This window comes from Pedobacter hartonius (assembly GCF_900107535.1).
GTDB classification, from domain to species: Bacteria; Bacteroidota; Bacteroidia; order Sphingobacteriales; family Sphingobacteriaceae; genus Pedobacter; species Pedobacter hartonius.
This window is the reverse complement of sequence record NZ_FNRA01000003.1, coordinates 114,815-130,649: the sequence shown is the minus strand read 5'-3', so window position 1 is coordinate 130,649 and position 15,835 is coordinate 114,815. Positions and strand designations below refer to the sequence as shown.

At 43.4% G+C, this 15,835-nt stretch carries 13 protein-coding genes; 9 read left to right on the top strand and 4 right to left on the bottom strand.

The window, feature by feature from the left end:
- Positions 1-216: 216 nt before the first annotated feature.
- Both BLW16_RS06600 and BLW16_RS06595 read left to right on the top strand, forming a co-directional pair.
- Positions 217-3,561, top strand: coding sequence for a TonB-dependent receptor (locus BLW16_RS06600; protein WP_090555786.1), 3,345 nt, complete (start codon positions 217-219; stop codon positions 3,559-3,561).
- A gap of 195 nt (positions 3,562-3,756) precedes the next feature.
- Positions 3,757-4,383 (top strand): HAD family hydrolase, encoded by a 627-nt coding sequence (locus tag BLW16_RS06595; protein WP_090555785.1) that lies wholly within the window; start codon positions 3,757-3,759, stop codon positions 4,381-4,383.
- 31 nt (positions 4,384-4,414) lie between these two features.
- On the opposite strand, the gene BLW16_RS06590 is transcribed toward BLW16_RS06595, so the two are convergent.
- Both BLW16_RS06590 and BLW16_RS06585 read right to left on the bottom strand, forming a co-directional pair.
- The gene (locus tag BLW16_RS06590) at positions 4,415-5,026 is read right to left on the bottom strand and encodes a hypothetical protein (RefSeq protein ID WP_090555784.1); all 612 of its coding nucleotides are present in this window, start codon (positions 5,024-5,026) and stop codon (positions 4,415-4,417) included.
- A 54-nt stretch (positions 5,027-5,080) separates the two neighbouring features.
- Positions 5,081-5,284: a hypothetical protein gene (locus tag BLW16_RS06585; protein ID WP_245735153.1), complete on the bottom strand. Its 204-nt coding sequence runs from the start codon at positions 5,282-5,284 to the stop codon at positions 5,081-5,083.
- Between the two features lie 86 nt (positions 5,285-5,370).
- On the opposite strand from BLW16_RS06585, the gene BLW16_RS06580 reads away from it, so the two are divergent.
- From BLW16_RS06580 to BLW16_RS06560, 5 genes are all read left to right on the top strand, one after another.
- Entirely contained in the window at positions 5,371-5,556 is a 186-nt protein-coding gene (locus tag BLW16_RS06580) for a hypothetical protein (protein WP_090555783.1), read from the top strand.
- A 216-nt stretch (positions 5,557-5,772) separates the two neighbouring features.
- Positions 5,773-6,000, top strand: a complete 228-nt coding sequence (locus BLW16_RS06575) for a CDGSH iron-sulfur domain-containing protein (protein WP_090555782.1) — start codon at positions 5,773-5,775, stop codon at positions 5,998-6,000.
- 151 nt (positions 6,001-6,151) lie between these two features.
- Entirely contained in the window at positions 6,152-6,298 is a 147-nt protein-coding gene (locus tag BLW16_RS23185) for a hypothetical protein (RefSeq protein ID WP_175470495.1), read from the top strand.
- 152 nt (positions 6,299-6,450) lie between these two features.
- Positions 6,451-8,352, top strand: coding sequence for a beta-N-acetylhexosaminidase (locus BLW16_RS06565; RefSeq protein WP_090555780.1), 1,902 nt, complete (start codon positions 6,451-6,453; stop codon positions 8,350-8,352).
- A 212-nt stretch (positions 8,353-8,564) separates the two neighbouring features.
- Positions 8,565-8,840 (top strand): hypothetical protein, encoded by a 276-nt coding sequence (locus BLW16_RS06560; protein WP_090555779.1) that lies wholly within the window; start codon positions 8,565-8,567, stop codon positions 8,838-8,840.
- A 240-nt stretch (positions 8,841-9,080) separates the two neighbouring features.
- On the opposite strand, the gene BLW16_RS06555 is transcribed toward BLW16_RS06560, so the two are convergent.
- Both BLW16_RS06555 and BLW16_RS06550 read right to left on the bottom strand, forming a co-directional pair.
- Entirely contained in the window at positions 9,081-9,866 is a 786-nt protein-coding gene (locus BLW16_RS06555; RefSeq protein ID WP_090555778.1) for a 3-keto-disaccharide hydrolase, read from the bottom strand.
- A 106-nt stretch (positions 9,867-9,972) separates the two neighbouring features.
- The gene (locus BLW16_RS06550; protein WP_090555777.1) at positions 9,973-10,887 is read right to left on the bottom strand and encodes a carbohydrate kinase family protein; all 915 of its coding nucleotides are present in this window, start codon (positions 10,885-10,887) and stop codon (positions 9,973-9,975) included.
- 332 nt (positions 10,888-11,219) lie between these two features.
- On the opposite strand from BLW16_RS06550, the gene BLW16_RS06545 reads away from it, so the two are divergent.
- Together BLW16_RS06545 and BLW16_RS06540 are read left to right on the top strand one after the other, a co-directional pair.
- Positions 11,220-14,246: a SusC/RagA family TonB-linked outer membrane protein gene (locus BLW16_RS06545; protein WP_245735152.1), complete on the top strand. Its 3,027-nt coding sequence runs from the start codon at positions 11,220-11,222 to the stop codon at positions 14,244-14,246.
- A 17-nt stretch (positions 14,247-14,263) separates the two neighbouring features.
- Positions 14,264-15,775 carry a RagB/SusD family nutrient uptake outer membrane protein gene (locus BLW16_RS06540; protein WP_090555776.1) on the top strand — a complete coding sequence of 504 codons (1,512 nt, stop codon included), beginning with the start codon at positions 14,264-14,266 and terminating at the stop codon, positions 15,773-15,775.
- The last annotated feature ends 60 nt before the right edge of the window (positions 15,776-15,835 follow it).

Here is a 15,835-nt window from a genome sequence, read left to right as displayed (position 1 = left end):
ATTTAACATTAATCTGTCATGCTGTATTAACAAATGTGATTTTTTTGAATGTTGTGCAGGGTAATCATGTGGTATTTATTAAAAAATAGATTTTTAACATTAAAATGGCATTAAAAATTATACTTATCCAATTAACACATTGTTAATATTGACTTAATGCACGACATTTACTTTAGTGCCGTTTTCAATAAAGAAAACGCCAGTCAATAAAGACGAATGAAAAAAAAACTACTTTTAATTTTATTGCTCATTACAACGGTACTAACAGGTAATGCTGTTTTTGCCCAGGGTGTTACTACAGCCTCCATCAATGGAGTGGTAACAGACGGTAAAGCCCCGGTTCCGGGAGCCACTATCGTACTTACTCACGTTCCTACAGGAACGGTTTATTCCGCAACTACCCGTGCAAACGGACGTTACAATTTAATCAACGTCAAGGTCGGCGGACCATACTCATTAAAGATCACCTATGTTGGGTTCAATCCTTTTGTACGTGACAATTTTTCACTGTCCATCGGCCAGGATGAGGCCATCAACGCCAAACTGGAAGACGGAGCTACAGACCTGAAAGAGGTAAGTGTAGTAGGTACACAAGGTAAAGTGATCAACTCTTCGCGCACAGGTGCAAGGGAAACCATCACGCGTGCCCAGATCGATGCACTGCCTACGATCAACAGGTCGCTGTCAGACTTTACCAAGCTGACACCTTCTGCAAGTTCAACCAGTCCTTTAAGTTTTGGTGGAAGAAGCAGTACGTTTAACAACATTACTGTTGATGGTGCTTTGTTCAACAACTCATTTGGTCTTTCAGGTACACTGGGCGGGCAGGCAAGTTCACAGCCTATCTCTCTGGATGCGATTGACCAGATCCAGGTAGATCTTGCTCCTTATGACGTCCGTCAGGGATTTTTTACCGGTGCGGGAGTAAATACGGTAATCAAATCAGGTACAAATGAGATCAAAGGTTCAGCTTATTACTATGGTCGCGGTACTGGTTTAACTGGTTATAAAGCCGGAGCCACAGATGTGACCAAAGTTCCTTTTGATTACAATTCAAGAGGTTTAAGCATCGGTGGCCCTATCATCAAAAACAAATTATTCTTTTTTGTGTCTGGTGAGCAGGAGCGGATCAGCAACCCGGGTACTACTTTCGTAGCTGCCAGAGATGGTGTAAGTGGTGCAACTGTATCACAAGCTCAGGCTTCGGTACTGGACAATATCGCAAATACGCTTAAAACGAAATATGGTTATGATCCGGGGCCTTATGAAAATTATGCCTACAAAACCCAAAGTGACAAGATCACCGTTAAGTTGGACTGGAACATCAATAAAAACAATACTTTAAGTGCTAAATACTTTTACCTGAAATCATTTAAAGATCAGCCTGCAAGTAATTCAGGAATTACGAATAATAGGGTAGGTTACGGAACAACACGTGCACCGGGAGTAAATACCCTGCCTTTCTATGGATCTGGTTACACGATCAATAATAACTTTAATATTGGTATGTTAGAGTTAAACAGCAAAATCAGTAATACAATCTCCAATAAACTAACAGTTGGTTATTCTGCACTGCGTGACTACCGTTCATCATTGTCTAACAGCAATGTACCAATGGTGGATATCGGTAACGGAACCTCAGACGCAAACGGTACGGTGCTTACTGCTGCCAATCAAACGATGACCAGCTTTGGTTATGAGCTGTATACCGCAGGTAACCTATTGTCCTCCAATATCGGACAGCTGTCAGATGACTTAACGATTTTTGCCGGTAAACATGAATTTACCTTTGGTACAAGCAACCAGTCGCAAAGTTTTACCAATGGCTTTGCACCGGACTACAACGGTTTATACACTTATAATTCCGCTTCTGATTTTATCAACGGATTGCCCGCTGCTGCTTACACTTACCGTAATTCAGCTAAAGGCGGCGACCAGCCATTGGCAAAGATCAAATCTTATAACTTCAGTTTATACGCACAGGATAAATACCGTGCTACTGATAACTTTGTACTTACCTACGGTCTAAGGGCTGATTATAACTATTATCCAACAAATCTTGAAGCCAATCCAAACGCTGCAGCATTAACCTTTCAGAGTGGTACTCACGTAGACGTTTCGAAACTGCCGAAAAGCAAAATCCAGTTGTCGCCCCGCGTTGGTTTCAACTGGGATGTAAATGGCGATCATAGTACTCAAATCCGTGGAGGATCTGGGTTGTTCTCAGGGTTAACACCTTTTGTATGGATTTCCAACCAGGCATCAAACGGAGGAACATTGTTTAGTTCTGGTACCGTTACTAAAGCAGCCAGTCCTAACGATCCGCGTTTAGTGTACAATCCGAATGTAGATGCCAACCGCCCTACAGGTGCTGTTGCAGCGAATACTTCATACGAGCTTGATGTTACTGATCCAAACCTGAAATTGCCAAAAATATGGAGAACGAACATTGCTATTGATCAGCAATTGCCATTTGGTATCATTGGTACCATTGAAGGTGCATATACTAAAGATATCAACGCAATTTATACAAAGAATTTAGTGATCTCTGATGCAACCACTACATTACCAGGAGTAGAAGGGCAGATTCGCTATACCAGTGCAAATACTACAATCAACAGTTCGCCGGTAAGTGCTGCGAATCCAACAATTACTGGTTTATATTACATGACCAATACCAATAAAGGTTATTCTTATTTTGTTACCGGTCAGTTACAGAAAAATTTCCTTAGCGGTTTTTATGCCAACATTGCCTACACACACACTGTATCTAAAGATGTGAATGATGGCGGATCTACTGCTGGTACGATCTGGAGTTCCAGGACTGTATCAGGAGATCCAAATGGAAACAACCTGTCTAACAGTTCATACGTAATGCCAAACCGCTTTATTGCCTCACTTGCCTACAGGAAAGAATATGCAAAGAATTACGCAACGTCTGTTGGACTATTCTTTGAAAGGGCTAATAACGGTGCTGTATCTTATATCACCAGCGGCGATCCAAATGGTGACGGCGCTACTAACGATTTAATGTATATCCCTAAAAGTCAGGGTGACATCATCCTCGTGCCAGACTTTGTTGCATCCGGAACTACTCCTGGTGATACAAGAACTGCAGCTCAGACATGGAACCAGTTAAATGCTTTCATCAACCAGGATAAATACCTGAGTCGGCACAGAGGTGAATTTGTTAAAAGAAATGGTGTGATCCTGCCTTATTTCCAACGTGCTGATTTAAATATCACACAGGATTTCTTTGTGAAATCAGGTAAAAACAGGACTACCAGGAATACTATACGTGTTGAGTTCAACATTATTAACTTAGGTAACTTTCTTAACCGTAACTGGGGACTTTATCAGAACGCATATAATGGATTTAATAACGGATCCGTTACTGTGTTAACCTATAAAGGACTTGATCCGGCTACAGGTAAAGCAACCTATTCATTCCCATACCTGGACAAGAACAACCTGATCCCGGTGTCGTCATCTACTAAAGTAAACACTGACCAGATCTCGCGCTGGCAGGCACAAATCGGGGTGAGATATATCTTTAACTAATACCGGTTAATAATTCTAAAAAAGCAGGCTATCCTTTCGGGCGGCCTGCTTTTTTTGTTTTGTTGCCCGGATGTCAGGTTTTTACTGATTACCCAAAATGCCCTATTCTACATTGAATAATGACAAAGTTATACATTGATTTTGGGGACAATTGGCTAAGTTTACGGGTATATAATAACCTATAGATAAATTACTATGGAATATCCAGAACCTAAAATCATTTTTTTTGACATTGGCGGAGTCTTGTTAACCAATGGATGGGGTAACGACTCCCGTAAAAAGGCAGCGGAAAAGTTTAACCTGAATTATGATGAGCTGAATACGCTGCATAATTATGTGTTTAACATTTTTGAGATCGGTAATATCACGCTCGACGAATATCTGGACACCGTTGTATTCAATCACCCGAGAGAATTTACAAGGGAAGATTTTAAAGAATTTGTGTTTTCAAGATCAACAGAACTTCCCGGTCTGCTGCAGTGGTTAAAGGAATGGAAAAAAGAAAGTGGCTTCAGGATTATTTCAATCAATAACGAAGGCAAAGAACTCAATACCTACAGGGTAAAGAAATTCAAACTGCACGAATGTTTTGATGCATTTGTGTCTTCCTGTGACGTAAAAATGCGGAAGCCCGATCCTAATATATTCAAGCTTGCGTTGGGAATAGCGCAGGCCAGGCCTCAGCAATGTTATTACTTTGATGACAGGATTTTCCAGGTGGAGACCGCAAAGGCAATGGGCATGCATGCCTACCACCATACCAGTTTCGAAGAGACAAAAGCTATTCTGGAAAGCATTTGTATTGACGCCGCAAAGGTATAGTGCACAGTGATGCTTAGTTGCTGACAACAGGTCAATTGATCTGCGATTCAGTATCTGCTATCCCTTTTACCAGGCTTTTCCATTGCGGGTAGGAGAGGCCAATTTTCGCTGTCCAGCCCACAAGTGTATTTCTGATGTTATCAGCCAGATGTGAGGTGTCTGTATTGGGCACCTCATTTCTTCCATGCTCTTCTGCATAAACTAAATTACCGGTTCTTTTTACCTGGAAGGTCGAAGTGGCCAGCGAGGTAAAAAAGTGAGCGGTAGATGTATCATCACTCGCAGGGTTTGCGGCAGGCCTGGCCTGCAGGCTTACAATTTCACTATCAGCTGAAACCTCCTCCTCAATTTTTTCTATTCTTACCCAGTCGAAGCTGTCCCCCGAATGTGTTCCCGGTCCGGGAATATCTATCTTCAAATAATCACCTTCCCTGGCTTCTCGTGTAAGCGTATTGCCTTCAGTATCCGTCAGGGTAAAGGTAGACAAGGGTACTTCACAGATCTCAGCCCATTTTGATGGGTGTAGCAATCTTCTTTTGGCTATCTGGTAAAAGTCTTTTGCGTCTGCAGCTGTTAGAAATTCAGCTTTTGCAATGGTATCAAGCTTTCCGCCTGTGTGCTGTTCTGGAATCTGATTCTTCATCGTGCTTACTTTCAGGCCTTAACGGTCAAACATGAAGAATTGTTTTTTGATAAATTATTTGAATACCCAATAGCCAAGTGCAAGCCAGATCAACCCCTTGACCAGGAAGAACAGAAATCCCCAGAAGCCGATCCGTTTGATCCACTTGATGAAAACGTCCTTTTTTGAATCCTTGCGTTCTGTATTCATGACCATGTAAAAGTAGGTAAAATCTTTAAAATGACAGATGATCAGGAAAATTTCAGTTTTTCTTTCCATGACGAAACGATTTAGTAACTTATTTTTTAGATTTAAAAACTTTATCGCATAGGGGTTGTTTTTAATTTGAAAAAAACTTCAAGACCATGAAAGATCAGATAAAACTTCAAAGTACCAGCGACAAATTTCAGCAAGAATCCTTATTTATCGGAGATCAAATGCAAAATCAGGAAAGTGTGAACTCATCAGCATTTAAAAATACTGATAGTTTGAAAAGAACATTACCTTTAGGTATGCAAAAGAAGATCAATCCAAGACTGCTGATCCTGTAATCACTGGCTGTGTCTGCTAACGTACATCTGTACAATAACATTAACGGATAAAGAAAAAAAAGGAGTTTCGAAAAGATGCTCCTTTTTTTATGCCCTAAGGTCTGGAGCTCAACTCCTTTTTGCCTGCCGGATATGACATCAAGGAATGGTTCTAAATTGGAATCATATTCCTGCATTTGCATGCATTATTTTAGCTTTGCGGCAAACAAAATATAAATGTCAACAACAAAACTAACCATCAATAACAACGGATCAGTGAAGATTGAAGGCGATTTCGAGATCGTAGATAAAAATGGAAATGCCTATGGATTACAAGGCAGGGACGTCCTGACGATCTGCCGCTGCGGACTTTCACAAAACAAGCCTTTTTGCGATGGCGCTCACAAGGGGCATTTTGAGCATGAGGCAATTGCTTTTGACCTTCCTCCCAAAAAAGTCTTATAATTTTAGAAAGCCGTTTTTGTTAGCACGAAACGGCTTTTTTTATGCCTCATTTCAATAATATCATAACCTTAACCACTGCAAAGGCCGCAGTCCGTAGTTCCTTAATATCATGATTCTTAAGGGGGAAAGGGTAATTTCAGATTTCATGTTAATGCAAACCTCAGATGAGCTGAGCATCGCGACGCGCAAACAGGGTAAAGTAGTGCCAAAGGAAAGCAGCTATGTAGCCGGGATGGCCCTTAAAAACCTGGAAAACCTAAGGTTTACAGTGTCCTCAGCCGGAGTACACGTTTTTTAAATGATATTTTATGTATTTTCTTTGTTAAAGAGCCTGAAACTTCTTAAAAAGTTTAGAAAGAATAGGTTTTGCAAGATCTTTTGATTTATTTAGGACTTCATTTTGATCGCCCGATCAAAATAGCTTCATCAATAACCTGATCATCAAAAGATATGAGAAAATTCCAACTGCATTTTTTTTTATTGCTGTTCTTTTTGGCAGCCTCATTAAACCTTAAAGCTGCCGGTGGACGCAGGGTACACCTCATCCCGGAGCCTGTATCGGTTAAAGAGCAGGCCGGCGAATTTACGCTGGATAATACTGTTTCCCTGGAATTGAAAACGAAAAACAAGCAGCTGCAGCAAAGTCTGAAGTGGTTTAGCCAAAAAATTCAAAATGCTACAGGTATTGATGTCAATAAGGGAAAGGGTAGCAGAAAGATCCTCATCGTCCTGAATACAGATTCTGATACCGTAATCGGCAGGGAAGGCTACCACCTGAAGGTAAGCCCTGAAAGTGTGACCCTGACAGCAAATACCGCTGCGGGTGCATTTTACGGATTGCAAAGCATTATCCAGCTTCTACCGGCAGAGATTGAGGCCAAGCAACAAAACGCCCCCCTTCACTGGACTATTCCGGCTGTTGAGATCACAGATTATCCGCGTTTTGGATGGAGAGGCCTGATGCTTGACGTTAGTCGCCATTTTTTCACGAAAGAAGAAGTAAAAGGATTTATCGATGAAATGGTTAAATACAAATACAATACTTTTCACTGGCACCTGACCGACGATCAGGGATGGAGAATCGAAATTAAAAGTTTACCTGAACTGACAAAAAAGGGTGCTTTCAGTGTGAAAAGAACAGGCCGATGGGGAACATTCCTGCCAGCTCTCGCCAATGAAGAATCTACCTACGGAGGTTTTTACACACAGGAAGATATCAAAGAGATCGTGAAATACGCGCAGGACAGGTATGTCACCGTACTTCCTGAAATTGATGTTCCCGGACATAGCCTTGCCCTGATCACTACTTATCCTTCACTGAGCAGCACCCGTAAACAATACAGTGTGAATTCAGGATGGAGAACCGCAGCACAGGACGATAATTCCCTTGATCCTTCCAACGAAGATGTTTATAAAACCCTCGATAAAGTATTCACTGAGGTTGCAAAACTTTTCCCATGCCAGTATATCCACGTCGGTGGTGATGAAGCTTATAAAGGTTACTGGGAAAAAAATCCTGCCTGCCAGAAGCTAATGGCCGACAAGGGATTGAAAAATGTAGAGGAACTGCAAAGTTATTTTATCAAAAGACTGGAAAAGATATTACAGTCTAAGAGCAAGAAGCTGATTGGCTGGGATGAGATCCTGCAGGGCGGACTTGCACCTTCGGCTACTGTAATGAGCTGGAGAGGAATGAACGGCGGGATTGAAGCCGCAAAAATGGGACATCCTGTAGTGATGACCCCATGGGATTATGTCTATCTTGACCTCTACCAGGGCGACCCCCTGGCAGAACCGGATACTTACGGCCTTTGCAGGCTGAGTGACAGCTATAACTATGAGCCTGTTCCGGCAGGGATTGATGAAAAGCTGATCCTAGGAGGACAGGGAAACCTATGGACGGAATCTGTACCCACCTACAGGCATATGGAATATATGGTTTGGCCACGTTCTATTGCACTGTCTGAGGTTTACTGGAGCCCGAAATCTAAAAAGAACTGGCCGGATTTCTTCAGCCGCCTGGAGAACGAGTTTACACGCATGGATGCCGCTGATATCAATTATGCCAAAAGCTGTTACAATGTGATCTTTAAACCCGCTAAAGAAGCTGGCAGTGATGTTTCATTGACGATGGCTACCGAGGTGCCGGGCCTGGAAATCTATTATACTTTTGATAATACTTTTCCTGACCTGCATGCAGCAAAATATGATGGTTCGGTTTTAAATTTCCCTATGGGTGCTACGCAGATTGATGCCATTACCTACCGTAACGGTAAGCCCATCGGCAAACAGATCAATATCAAAAAGGAAGAGCTCATCAAAAGAAGTGAGACTGCAGGCCACGTCTACTAAGTAATAATTAAGTACAATATGAAACGATACCACTACCGTAAAATGATCTGTCTCGCCTTAATTTTTGGCGCGTGCATTTTTAACGGTGTTCAAGCAATTTTACCATCACCACCCAAACACTGATTGTATCTGCCGACCACCGCTTTGACCATGAAGCGGCACAGCTCAACCTGCTGCTGCAGCAATACCTGGGTAAGCCGCTGAAAAGGAGTATGGGCAATACCACTGCAAAGGCCATCGTGCTGAAGTATGATGCGTCTATTACCGCCCCGGAGGGGTATCGCTTAACGATTACTACAAGCTCGGCAATTGCAAAAGCAGCCTATACGGTTAACAGCGTGGTGCTGCCTGAAAAAGCAGATGCACCAGCATTTGTGCTCAAATACCAGGGTTATCTGGATATCCCCGCTGATGGGATCTATAGCTTTTACCTGAACTGTGAGCCGGATCATCCCAGCCCACGCTTCGCCCGTTGTTCTATGATGTAGATGAATGAACGAACAATAGCTTTGTAATCCCTTTTATTTCAATATAAAAGACCATATTTCAAAAGGTTGTGATATGTTTTTTTTGAAATATAACTAAGGTTTCCCTACCTGATATTTTTTTAATATTAATCCAGGATCTGAATTGAGGTTAGATAGAATTGAGACTGTCTGATCTCTTCTAAAATAAATAAAGCCTGTTTTCCTAACGAAAACAGGCTCTCTGTAGCATCGCCTGGGCTGCTATAGTACAGTCAGTTCCCTGATCCAGATATTACGGAAACTTACAGGCTCACTTTTATCTCCATGTGCCTGTAGTTTAACAGGAAGCGGGCCATGTGCCTGGCGGTAAGCGGCAGGACCGACATACTGCGTTGGGCCTTTCAGCTCAAATCCGTTTTGTACCAGTACACCGTTAAACAATACGGTAACCTTTGCCGGGGTATTTACCGAACTATCAGCCTTAAAGGTAGGTGCTGTCCAGATCACATCGTAGCTCTGCCATTCTCCGGCTTTCTTTGAAGGGTTTACCAGTGGGGAAGTTTGTTTGTAGATACTTCCGGCCATACCGTTAGTATAGGTTTTGTTGTCGTAATTGTCCAGGATCTGCAGTTCATATCCCAGGTCTCCCTTACCCATGGAAGCCAGGAAAAGTCCGCTGTTGCCTCTTGCCTGTCCTGTACCTGTAATGTTCTGAGGTACACGCCATTCAATATGCAGCTGGTAGTTGCCGAATGACTGTTTGGTTTCAATGTTGCCGGTTTTTTTGTTTACGGTAAGGATGCCGTCAGAGACGATCCATTGTGCGGGCTGCGTTCTGTCGTCCGTCATTACCCACTGGTCAAGGTTCTTGCCATTGAACAGGATAACAGCGTCAGAAGGGGCTTCAGTAGTAATTTTTCCCGGAGTTACTTTTTGGGGAACCGGTGTATAAAATTCGGTATCCTCATGTTTGGCCTGTGCGTTTGCATTTGAAAGAGCGAATGCTACAATGCAGGCTGTAGCAATGATAGTTTTGTTTAGGTGCATGTTCAAAATTTTAGTTCATATTGGATTTGCAAGATGAATATAGGATTATTAATTCTAATAACGGGGCAGTGCTTAACCGTTTTAGGTAAAATTTTCTTTATACAAATTAATTCCGGGCTTGCTGCGCGGCAATAAACCGGTCCAGGTCCGGAAGGGTATAAGCAGGGCAAGCGCCTGATTGTCCGGCGATAAAGGCGCCCATTGCCAGTGCATAATCCAGTGTCTGGGGGATGTCTGTACCTGTTAATTTTTTATAGAGGAATGCGGCTAAAAATGAATCTCCGGCACCGACCGTGTCTGCAACCGTAACTTTATAAGCTTCGCCTGTATAAGCGCTGGTTCCTGAATAATAGCTGGCCCCTTCACCGCCTTTTGTTACAATGATCTCTTTAATGCCATAGTTTTGCTGCAGAAAACTGATGCTGTCGTTCTCTGGCGCCCCGCTTTTGTAGAACCAGCCGGTCAGTAATGTCAGTTCATCATTGTTCAGCTTCAGCAGGTCCGCTTTTGACAGCAGAAGATGCAGTATCTCTTTTGAATAGTTCGGTACCCTCAGGTTGATGTCCAGCACCCTGAATGTTGCTGATTCAAGCGTCTGCAGCAGGGTTTCCCTGGATACGCTGCTTCTGGCGGCGAGGCTGCCGAAAACAAAGGCATCGGCATTGGCGGCCAGTTGCTCCAGTTCCGGGGCAGGGGCAATAAAGTCCCATGCTGCACCGGGCAGGATGTCATAGACCACCTCGTGGTTATCCATCACTTTGGCGATCACTTCACCTGTAGGATGGTCGGGATCGGTTTGCAGGAGATCAGTAGGGAGACCTTTCTGCCTTGAAAAATCAATAAGGCCGGCCCCGGCAGGATCGTTACCGATACGGCTGATGAGCTGGCTTTCCGCGCCGCTGCGGTTGAGGTGATAGGCCACGTTCATTGGTGCGCCGCCGGCTGTTCTGCCGGATGGAAGATTGTCCCACAGGATCTCACCAAAACAAATAATACGGGGTTTAACAGATGATTTATTCATAATTTAATCCAATGTAGGAAAATATTTTTCATATTTTAGAATACATCGTAACATTTAGATGTGTATATTTATCTGGTGGTGATACTGTATTTACAAAAAAATGATCTTTTGACAGTAGAATACCATCAGCAACTACTATTATAAACTAAATATAACCTATGAAGAAATGCTTTAACCGAAGGCCGTCCGGCCATGAGGAAAGCAGGTGTTTTAATTGCCTGTAATTTCCGGAATTCAAATCCTAAAATCATCAAACGTTAAACATCTAAACTAATTCCAAGAAACAGAAAGAATCCCTATTTATCTATTATTTAACCTAACCAAATTAACTTATGAATGCGTTTATATCACAAAGGTGGTTTGCCGGTATCGGCAGGCCGCAGTCTCTGCTATGGCAGAAAATAGTTTTTTTTTGCTTCACCCTCTTTCTTTTTAACATGTCTGCTTATGCGCAAACGACTTTGCGCGGTGTGGTCACAGATAATGAAAATAATCCTCTGCCTGGTGCTACCATCGCCGTTGCCGGCAGCAATGTGAAAGCGCTTACCGATGTTGCGGGCAAGTATACGATGATCGTCCCCGCTTCGGGAAAACAGCTGATCTTCAGTTTTGTGGGGTTGAAATCCCAAACGGTGGACATTAATGGCAGAACCGTCGTGAATGTAACCCTGTTATCAGGCACAGATCTGGAAGTGGTTACCGTAGTGGGCTATGGATCAGTAAAGAAAAGCGATCTGACCGGAGCCGCGGCAACGGTGTCTGCCAAGGATTTTAATAAAGGGCCGCTGATCTCGCCTGACCAGTTGATACAGGGCAAGGTATCTGGTGTGCAAATGATCAACAACAGCGGGCAGCCGGGTGGGGCAACAACGGTAAGGATCAGGGGTAATACCGCAATGACAGGTACCGGTCAGCCTTTATATATTGTAGATGGAGTTGCTCTTGACGGCAGATCTGCCAGACCAACTGCAAGCGGAGGCGTCGGTACTGTTGCCGGAGGAAATCCCCTGAATTTCATTAACCCGTCTGACATCGCAAGTATGGAAGTATTGAAAGATGCATCTGCAACTGCAATTTATGGATCAAGAGCTGCCTACGGTGTGGTGCTGATCACCACCAAAAGAGGTCAGGCCGGCGGTACTAAAATTGATGTAAGCGGTTCTGTGGGTGTAAGCACCCTGGCCAGAAAAATTGATATTTTAGACGGCGACGAATACCGGGCTGCATTGACACGTTATGGCCAGACAACCGGGGATTATGGAGGCAATGTTGACGCACTGGATGCAATTACAAGAACTGCCTATAACCAAAATTATAGCGTTGGCATCAGCGGCGGAAGCAACGGAAATACTTTTCGCGCCTCCCTGGGTTATCAGAATCAGCAGGGGATTTTGCTGAAAACAGATTTCAAGAAATACAGCGGTGCTTTCAGCGGAAATTTTAAATTCCTGGAGAGTAAAAAACTGGGCCTGGACATCAACATGATCAGTAACCAGTATACTGAAAATATTGCGCCGATCACAACAGATGCCGGCTTTACCGGAAGTTTGATCAGTCAGGCTTTAGCCTGGAACCCGACAAGATCAATGAGAAATCCGGATGGATCTTTGTTTATCGAGCAGGGCTCAACAATCATTAATCCGCTGGTATTGTCTGAAGCGAGCAGCGACAAATCTAAAGTATCTACTATTCTCGGAAGCGTGTCTCCTTATTACAAAATTACACCCTGGTTGGAATACAGAATGCTGGCCAGTATCAATTACAGTACCGGGATCAGAAGAGCGTCAACACGCAGTTTCCTGAATTTGAGCGGTATCCAGGCCAATGGTGATTTCCTTGGCGGATATGCCAGTTATTCCAATACTGAACTGATTACCCAGCAATTTACAAATACGCTGAATTTTAATAAGAAGGTAGTTGGTAAACTCAATCTGAATGCAATTCTGGGGTATGAATATACCAATTATATCAACAAAGGGGTAACAAGTATTGGTAAAGGTTTTGGTGATATTGCGGTTGATTATACTGACGCACTGGCGGCCGTTGCACCGGCAAACCGTACGATTACATCTTATAATGATCCAACAACGCAGCTGCAGTCTTATTTTGCAAGGGCAATCTTCAATTATGACGATAAATATTTGCTGACAGCGACTTTCAGGGCGGATGGTTCCACTAAGTTTGGTTCTGAGAACCGGTACGGATATTTTCCATCTTTCGCCGCTGCCTGGAACATTAAAAATGAAGCATTCATGAAAGATGTTTCATGGGTAAATCAATTGAAAGTAAGAGCCGGCTACGGAAAAACCGGTAACCAGGAATTCCCTTCCGGTTCTGCATCACAGCGGTATAATATTACGTATTCCAGCGGGCAGCAATCTCTTGTAGGCGTGAACAACGAAAATAAGAAGTTGAAATGGCAATCAGACAAGCAAACCAACATAGGTGTTGATTTTGCACTTTTTGGAAGCATAATAACCGGCTCTGTGGATTACTTTGATAAAACAACAACGGATCTGTTATTTCCTCAGATTCCTCTGGTTCCTGCCAATGCCGGTGTTACTGTTACCTGGGTCAATTTACCGGGACAGGTATCCAACAAAGGGGTAGAGATGAATTTGAATGCCAACGTGCTGACCAGAAAAGATATGTCATGGTCGGTTGGTGCAAATGCTACTTTTATAAAAAATAACGTTTCAGGCATCACCGGAGTGATCAAAACCGGTGCATTGAGCGGACAAGGTTTATCTGATGTTACTGCAGAGGTCATCCAAAACGGACTTCCGTTGTTTGCTATGGTAACCAGGAAATATAACGGCTTGGATGCCGCAGGTTTTTCTACATATACAGATGATGGCTTTACTTACTATTATGTGGGTAACCCGAACCCTAAGGTGATACTGGGCTTTAACACAAACTTTACTTACAAAAAGGTATCATTTACTGCAAACTTTAATGGCTCTCTTGGTCAGGATATTTATAACAATACTGCCAACTCAGTATTGCCGATATCCAATCTGGGAACAGGCAGAAACGTAGCTTCCGGTCTGTTAAAATCTTCCATTCAGGAATCTCTGGCAAATCCGATAGCTGCATCGTCAAGATATATTGAAAACGGTAATTATATCAAACTGGCAAATGCAACAATCAATTATACGATTGGAGATCTGGGCAAGTCAGTTAAAGCATTGAACATTTTTGTAAATGGACAAAACCTGTTTGTAATTACTAAATACAAAGGTTTTGACCCCGAAGTGAATGTAGATAAGGGTATCAACGGAGTTCCGTCAGCCGGAATTGACTATGTCACCTATCCGCCTGCACGTACCTTCAATTTCGGTGTAAACTTTTCTCTGTAATCTTAATAAGAATTAAAATGAAAACAAGATATCTGATAGCCTTTACGGCATTAACAATAGCTCTGTCCGGATGTACTAAACTGGATGAGAAATTAAACGGACAAATTGGTAACAGCGGGGTTTCGTCAGGCAACGTTTCCGCACTGTTGAATGCTTCATATACTGCTATGCGGAACCCCTTTCAGGGTGCTTACGGGTGGTGGGCTTTGCAGGAATTTCCTACAGACGAAGCTATTGTGCCTACCAGGGCGGGCGACTGGGATGATAACGGTGCTTGGAGAGCATTGCATTTACACCGATGGGCGGCAGACCATGCCAGGATATCTGAGGTTTTCAGAAATCTGAATAGCGTAAGTTATGTAGCTACCAATGTTCTTCAGTTTAGTCCTTCAGCGGGCCAGTCGGCCCAGGCGCGTTTCTTGCGCGCATTTGCACAGTTCGCTATCCTGGACGGATGGGGACAGGTTCCTTACCGTGAACCCGGAGAAGATGTAACACAACCTTCTAAAGTGAGAGCTGCGGCGCAGGAGATGGATTACCTGATTGCTGAATTGAATGCAGTTCTGCCTGATTTGCCTGACGGGCCTGTTTTTAATGCAAATAAGGATGCGGCAAAAATATTACTGATGAAATGTTATCTGAATAAAGGTGCGTTTCTAAACCGCAGCGCTCCAACATTCGATCAGGCAGATATGGCCAAAGTCATTACGCTTGCAGATGAGATCATTAACACTGGGAAATATACATTAGCATCAAAGTACTATGATAATTTCGCTCCTGCGAATGACCAGTTATCAAAAGAAAACATCTTTACCGCACAAAATATCGGCGGATCTGATGCTGGCGGCCTGAACAGTATGTGGATAGCCGGACTGCACTATAATCAGACGCCTAACGGGAATAATGGCTTTGCAACACTGTCAGATTTTTACGACAAGTTTGAAGCAACGGATCAGCGCAGGGGCGGTCCCTATGCCGGCGTTTCCAATGTGACCGGAGTAAATGCCGGCTTTTTAATTGGTCAGCAATATAATGGAGCAGGTACAGCTTTGAAAGACCGTAAAGGTAACCCATTGATTTTCACCAGGGAGGTGAGTATTACCGAACGTGATCCAAATCACCTGGAAGTAGCAGGTATCAGGGTAATGAAATATCCTGTGGATAACCAGAACACCTCCACCGGCCTGCCGGAGAACGACTGGGTATATTACCGCTATGCCGATGTGTTGCTGATGAAGGCTGAGGCGCTGTTGAGAAATGGAAGGGGAGCAGAAGCGCTTCCGATAGTAAATTCTATCCGTGCGGTCAGGGGCGCAACGGCGTTCAGCAGTTTGACGCCTGACAACCTGCTGGATGAACGCGGACGCGAATTCTTATGGGAAGGCGTAAGGCGTCAGGATCTGATCCGTTTCGGTAAGTTTCTGACCCTATGGCAGGAAAAACCAACGGATGATCCTAAATATCTGCTATTTCCCATTCCTGACAATCAACTGGGCAATCCCAATTTTAAACAGAACGCAGGCTATTAATGCCGGTTCATAATCTCTAAAAGCAATGCAGTCACCAGAGCAGGGGGACTGCATTGCCTT

Excerpts from the sequence above, each read along its gene's own strand:
- BLW16_RS06590 (WP_090555784.1), bottom strand. The coding sequence starts at position 5,026 with ATGAAGAATCAGATTCCAGAACAGCACACAGGCGGAAAGCTTGATACC.
- BLW16_RS06560 (WP_090555779.1), top strand. The coding sequence starts at position 8,565 with ATGGGCAATACCACTGCAAAGGCCATCGTGCTGAAGTATGATGCGTCT.
- BLW16_RS06545 (WP_245735152.1), top strand. The coding sequence starts at position 11,220 with ATGAATGCGTTTATATCACAAAGGTGGTTTGCCGGTATCGGCAGGCCG.
- BLW16_RS06550 (WP_090555777.1), bottom strand. The coding sequence starts at position 10,887 with ATGAATAAATCATCTGTTAAACCCCGTATTATTTGTTTTGGTGAGATC.
- BLW16_RS23185 (WP_175470495.1), top strand. The coding sequence starts at position 6,152 with ATGCAAACCTCAGATGAGCTGAGCATCGCGACGCGCAAACAGGGTAAA.
- BLW16_RS06585 (WP_245735153.1), bottom strand. The coding sequence starts at position 5,284 with ATGGAAAGAAAAACTGAAATTTTCCTGATCATCTGTCATTTTAAAGAT.
- BLW16_RS06580 (WP_090555783.1), top strand. The coding sequence starts at position 5,371 with ATGAAAGATCAGATAAAACTTCAAAGTACCAGCGACAAATTTCAGCAA.
- BLW16_RS06575 (WP_090555782.1), top strand. The coding sequence starts at position 5,773 with ATGTCAACAACAAAACTAACCATCAATAACAACGGATCAGTGAAGATT.
- BLW16_RS06595 (WP_090555785.1), top strand. The coding sequence starts at position 3,757 with ATGGAATATCCAGAACCTAAAATCATTTTTTTTGACATTGGCGGAGTC.
- BLW16_RS06540 (WP_090555776.1), top strand. The coding sequence starts at position 14,264 with ATGAAAACAAGATATCTGATAGCCTTTACGGCATTAACAATAGCTCTG.
- BLW16_RS06600 (WP_090555786.1), top strand. The coding sequence starts at position 217 with ATGAAAAAAAAACTACTTTTAATTTTATTGCTCATTACAACGGTACTA.
- BLW16_RS06565 (WP_090555780.1), top strand. The coding sequence starts at position 6,451 with ATGAGAAAATTCCAACTGCATTTTTTTTTATTGCTGTTCTTTTTGGCA.
- BLW16_RS06555 (WP_090555778.1), bottom strand. The coding sequence starts at position 9,866 with ATGCACCTAAACAAAACTATCATTGCTACAGCCTGCATTGTAGCATTC.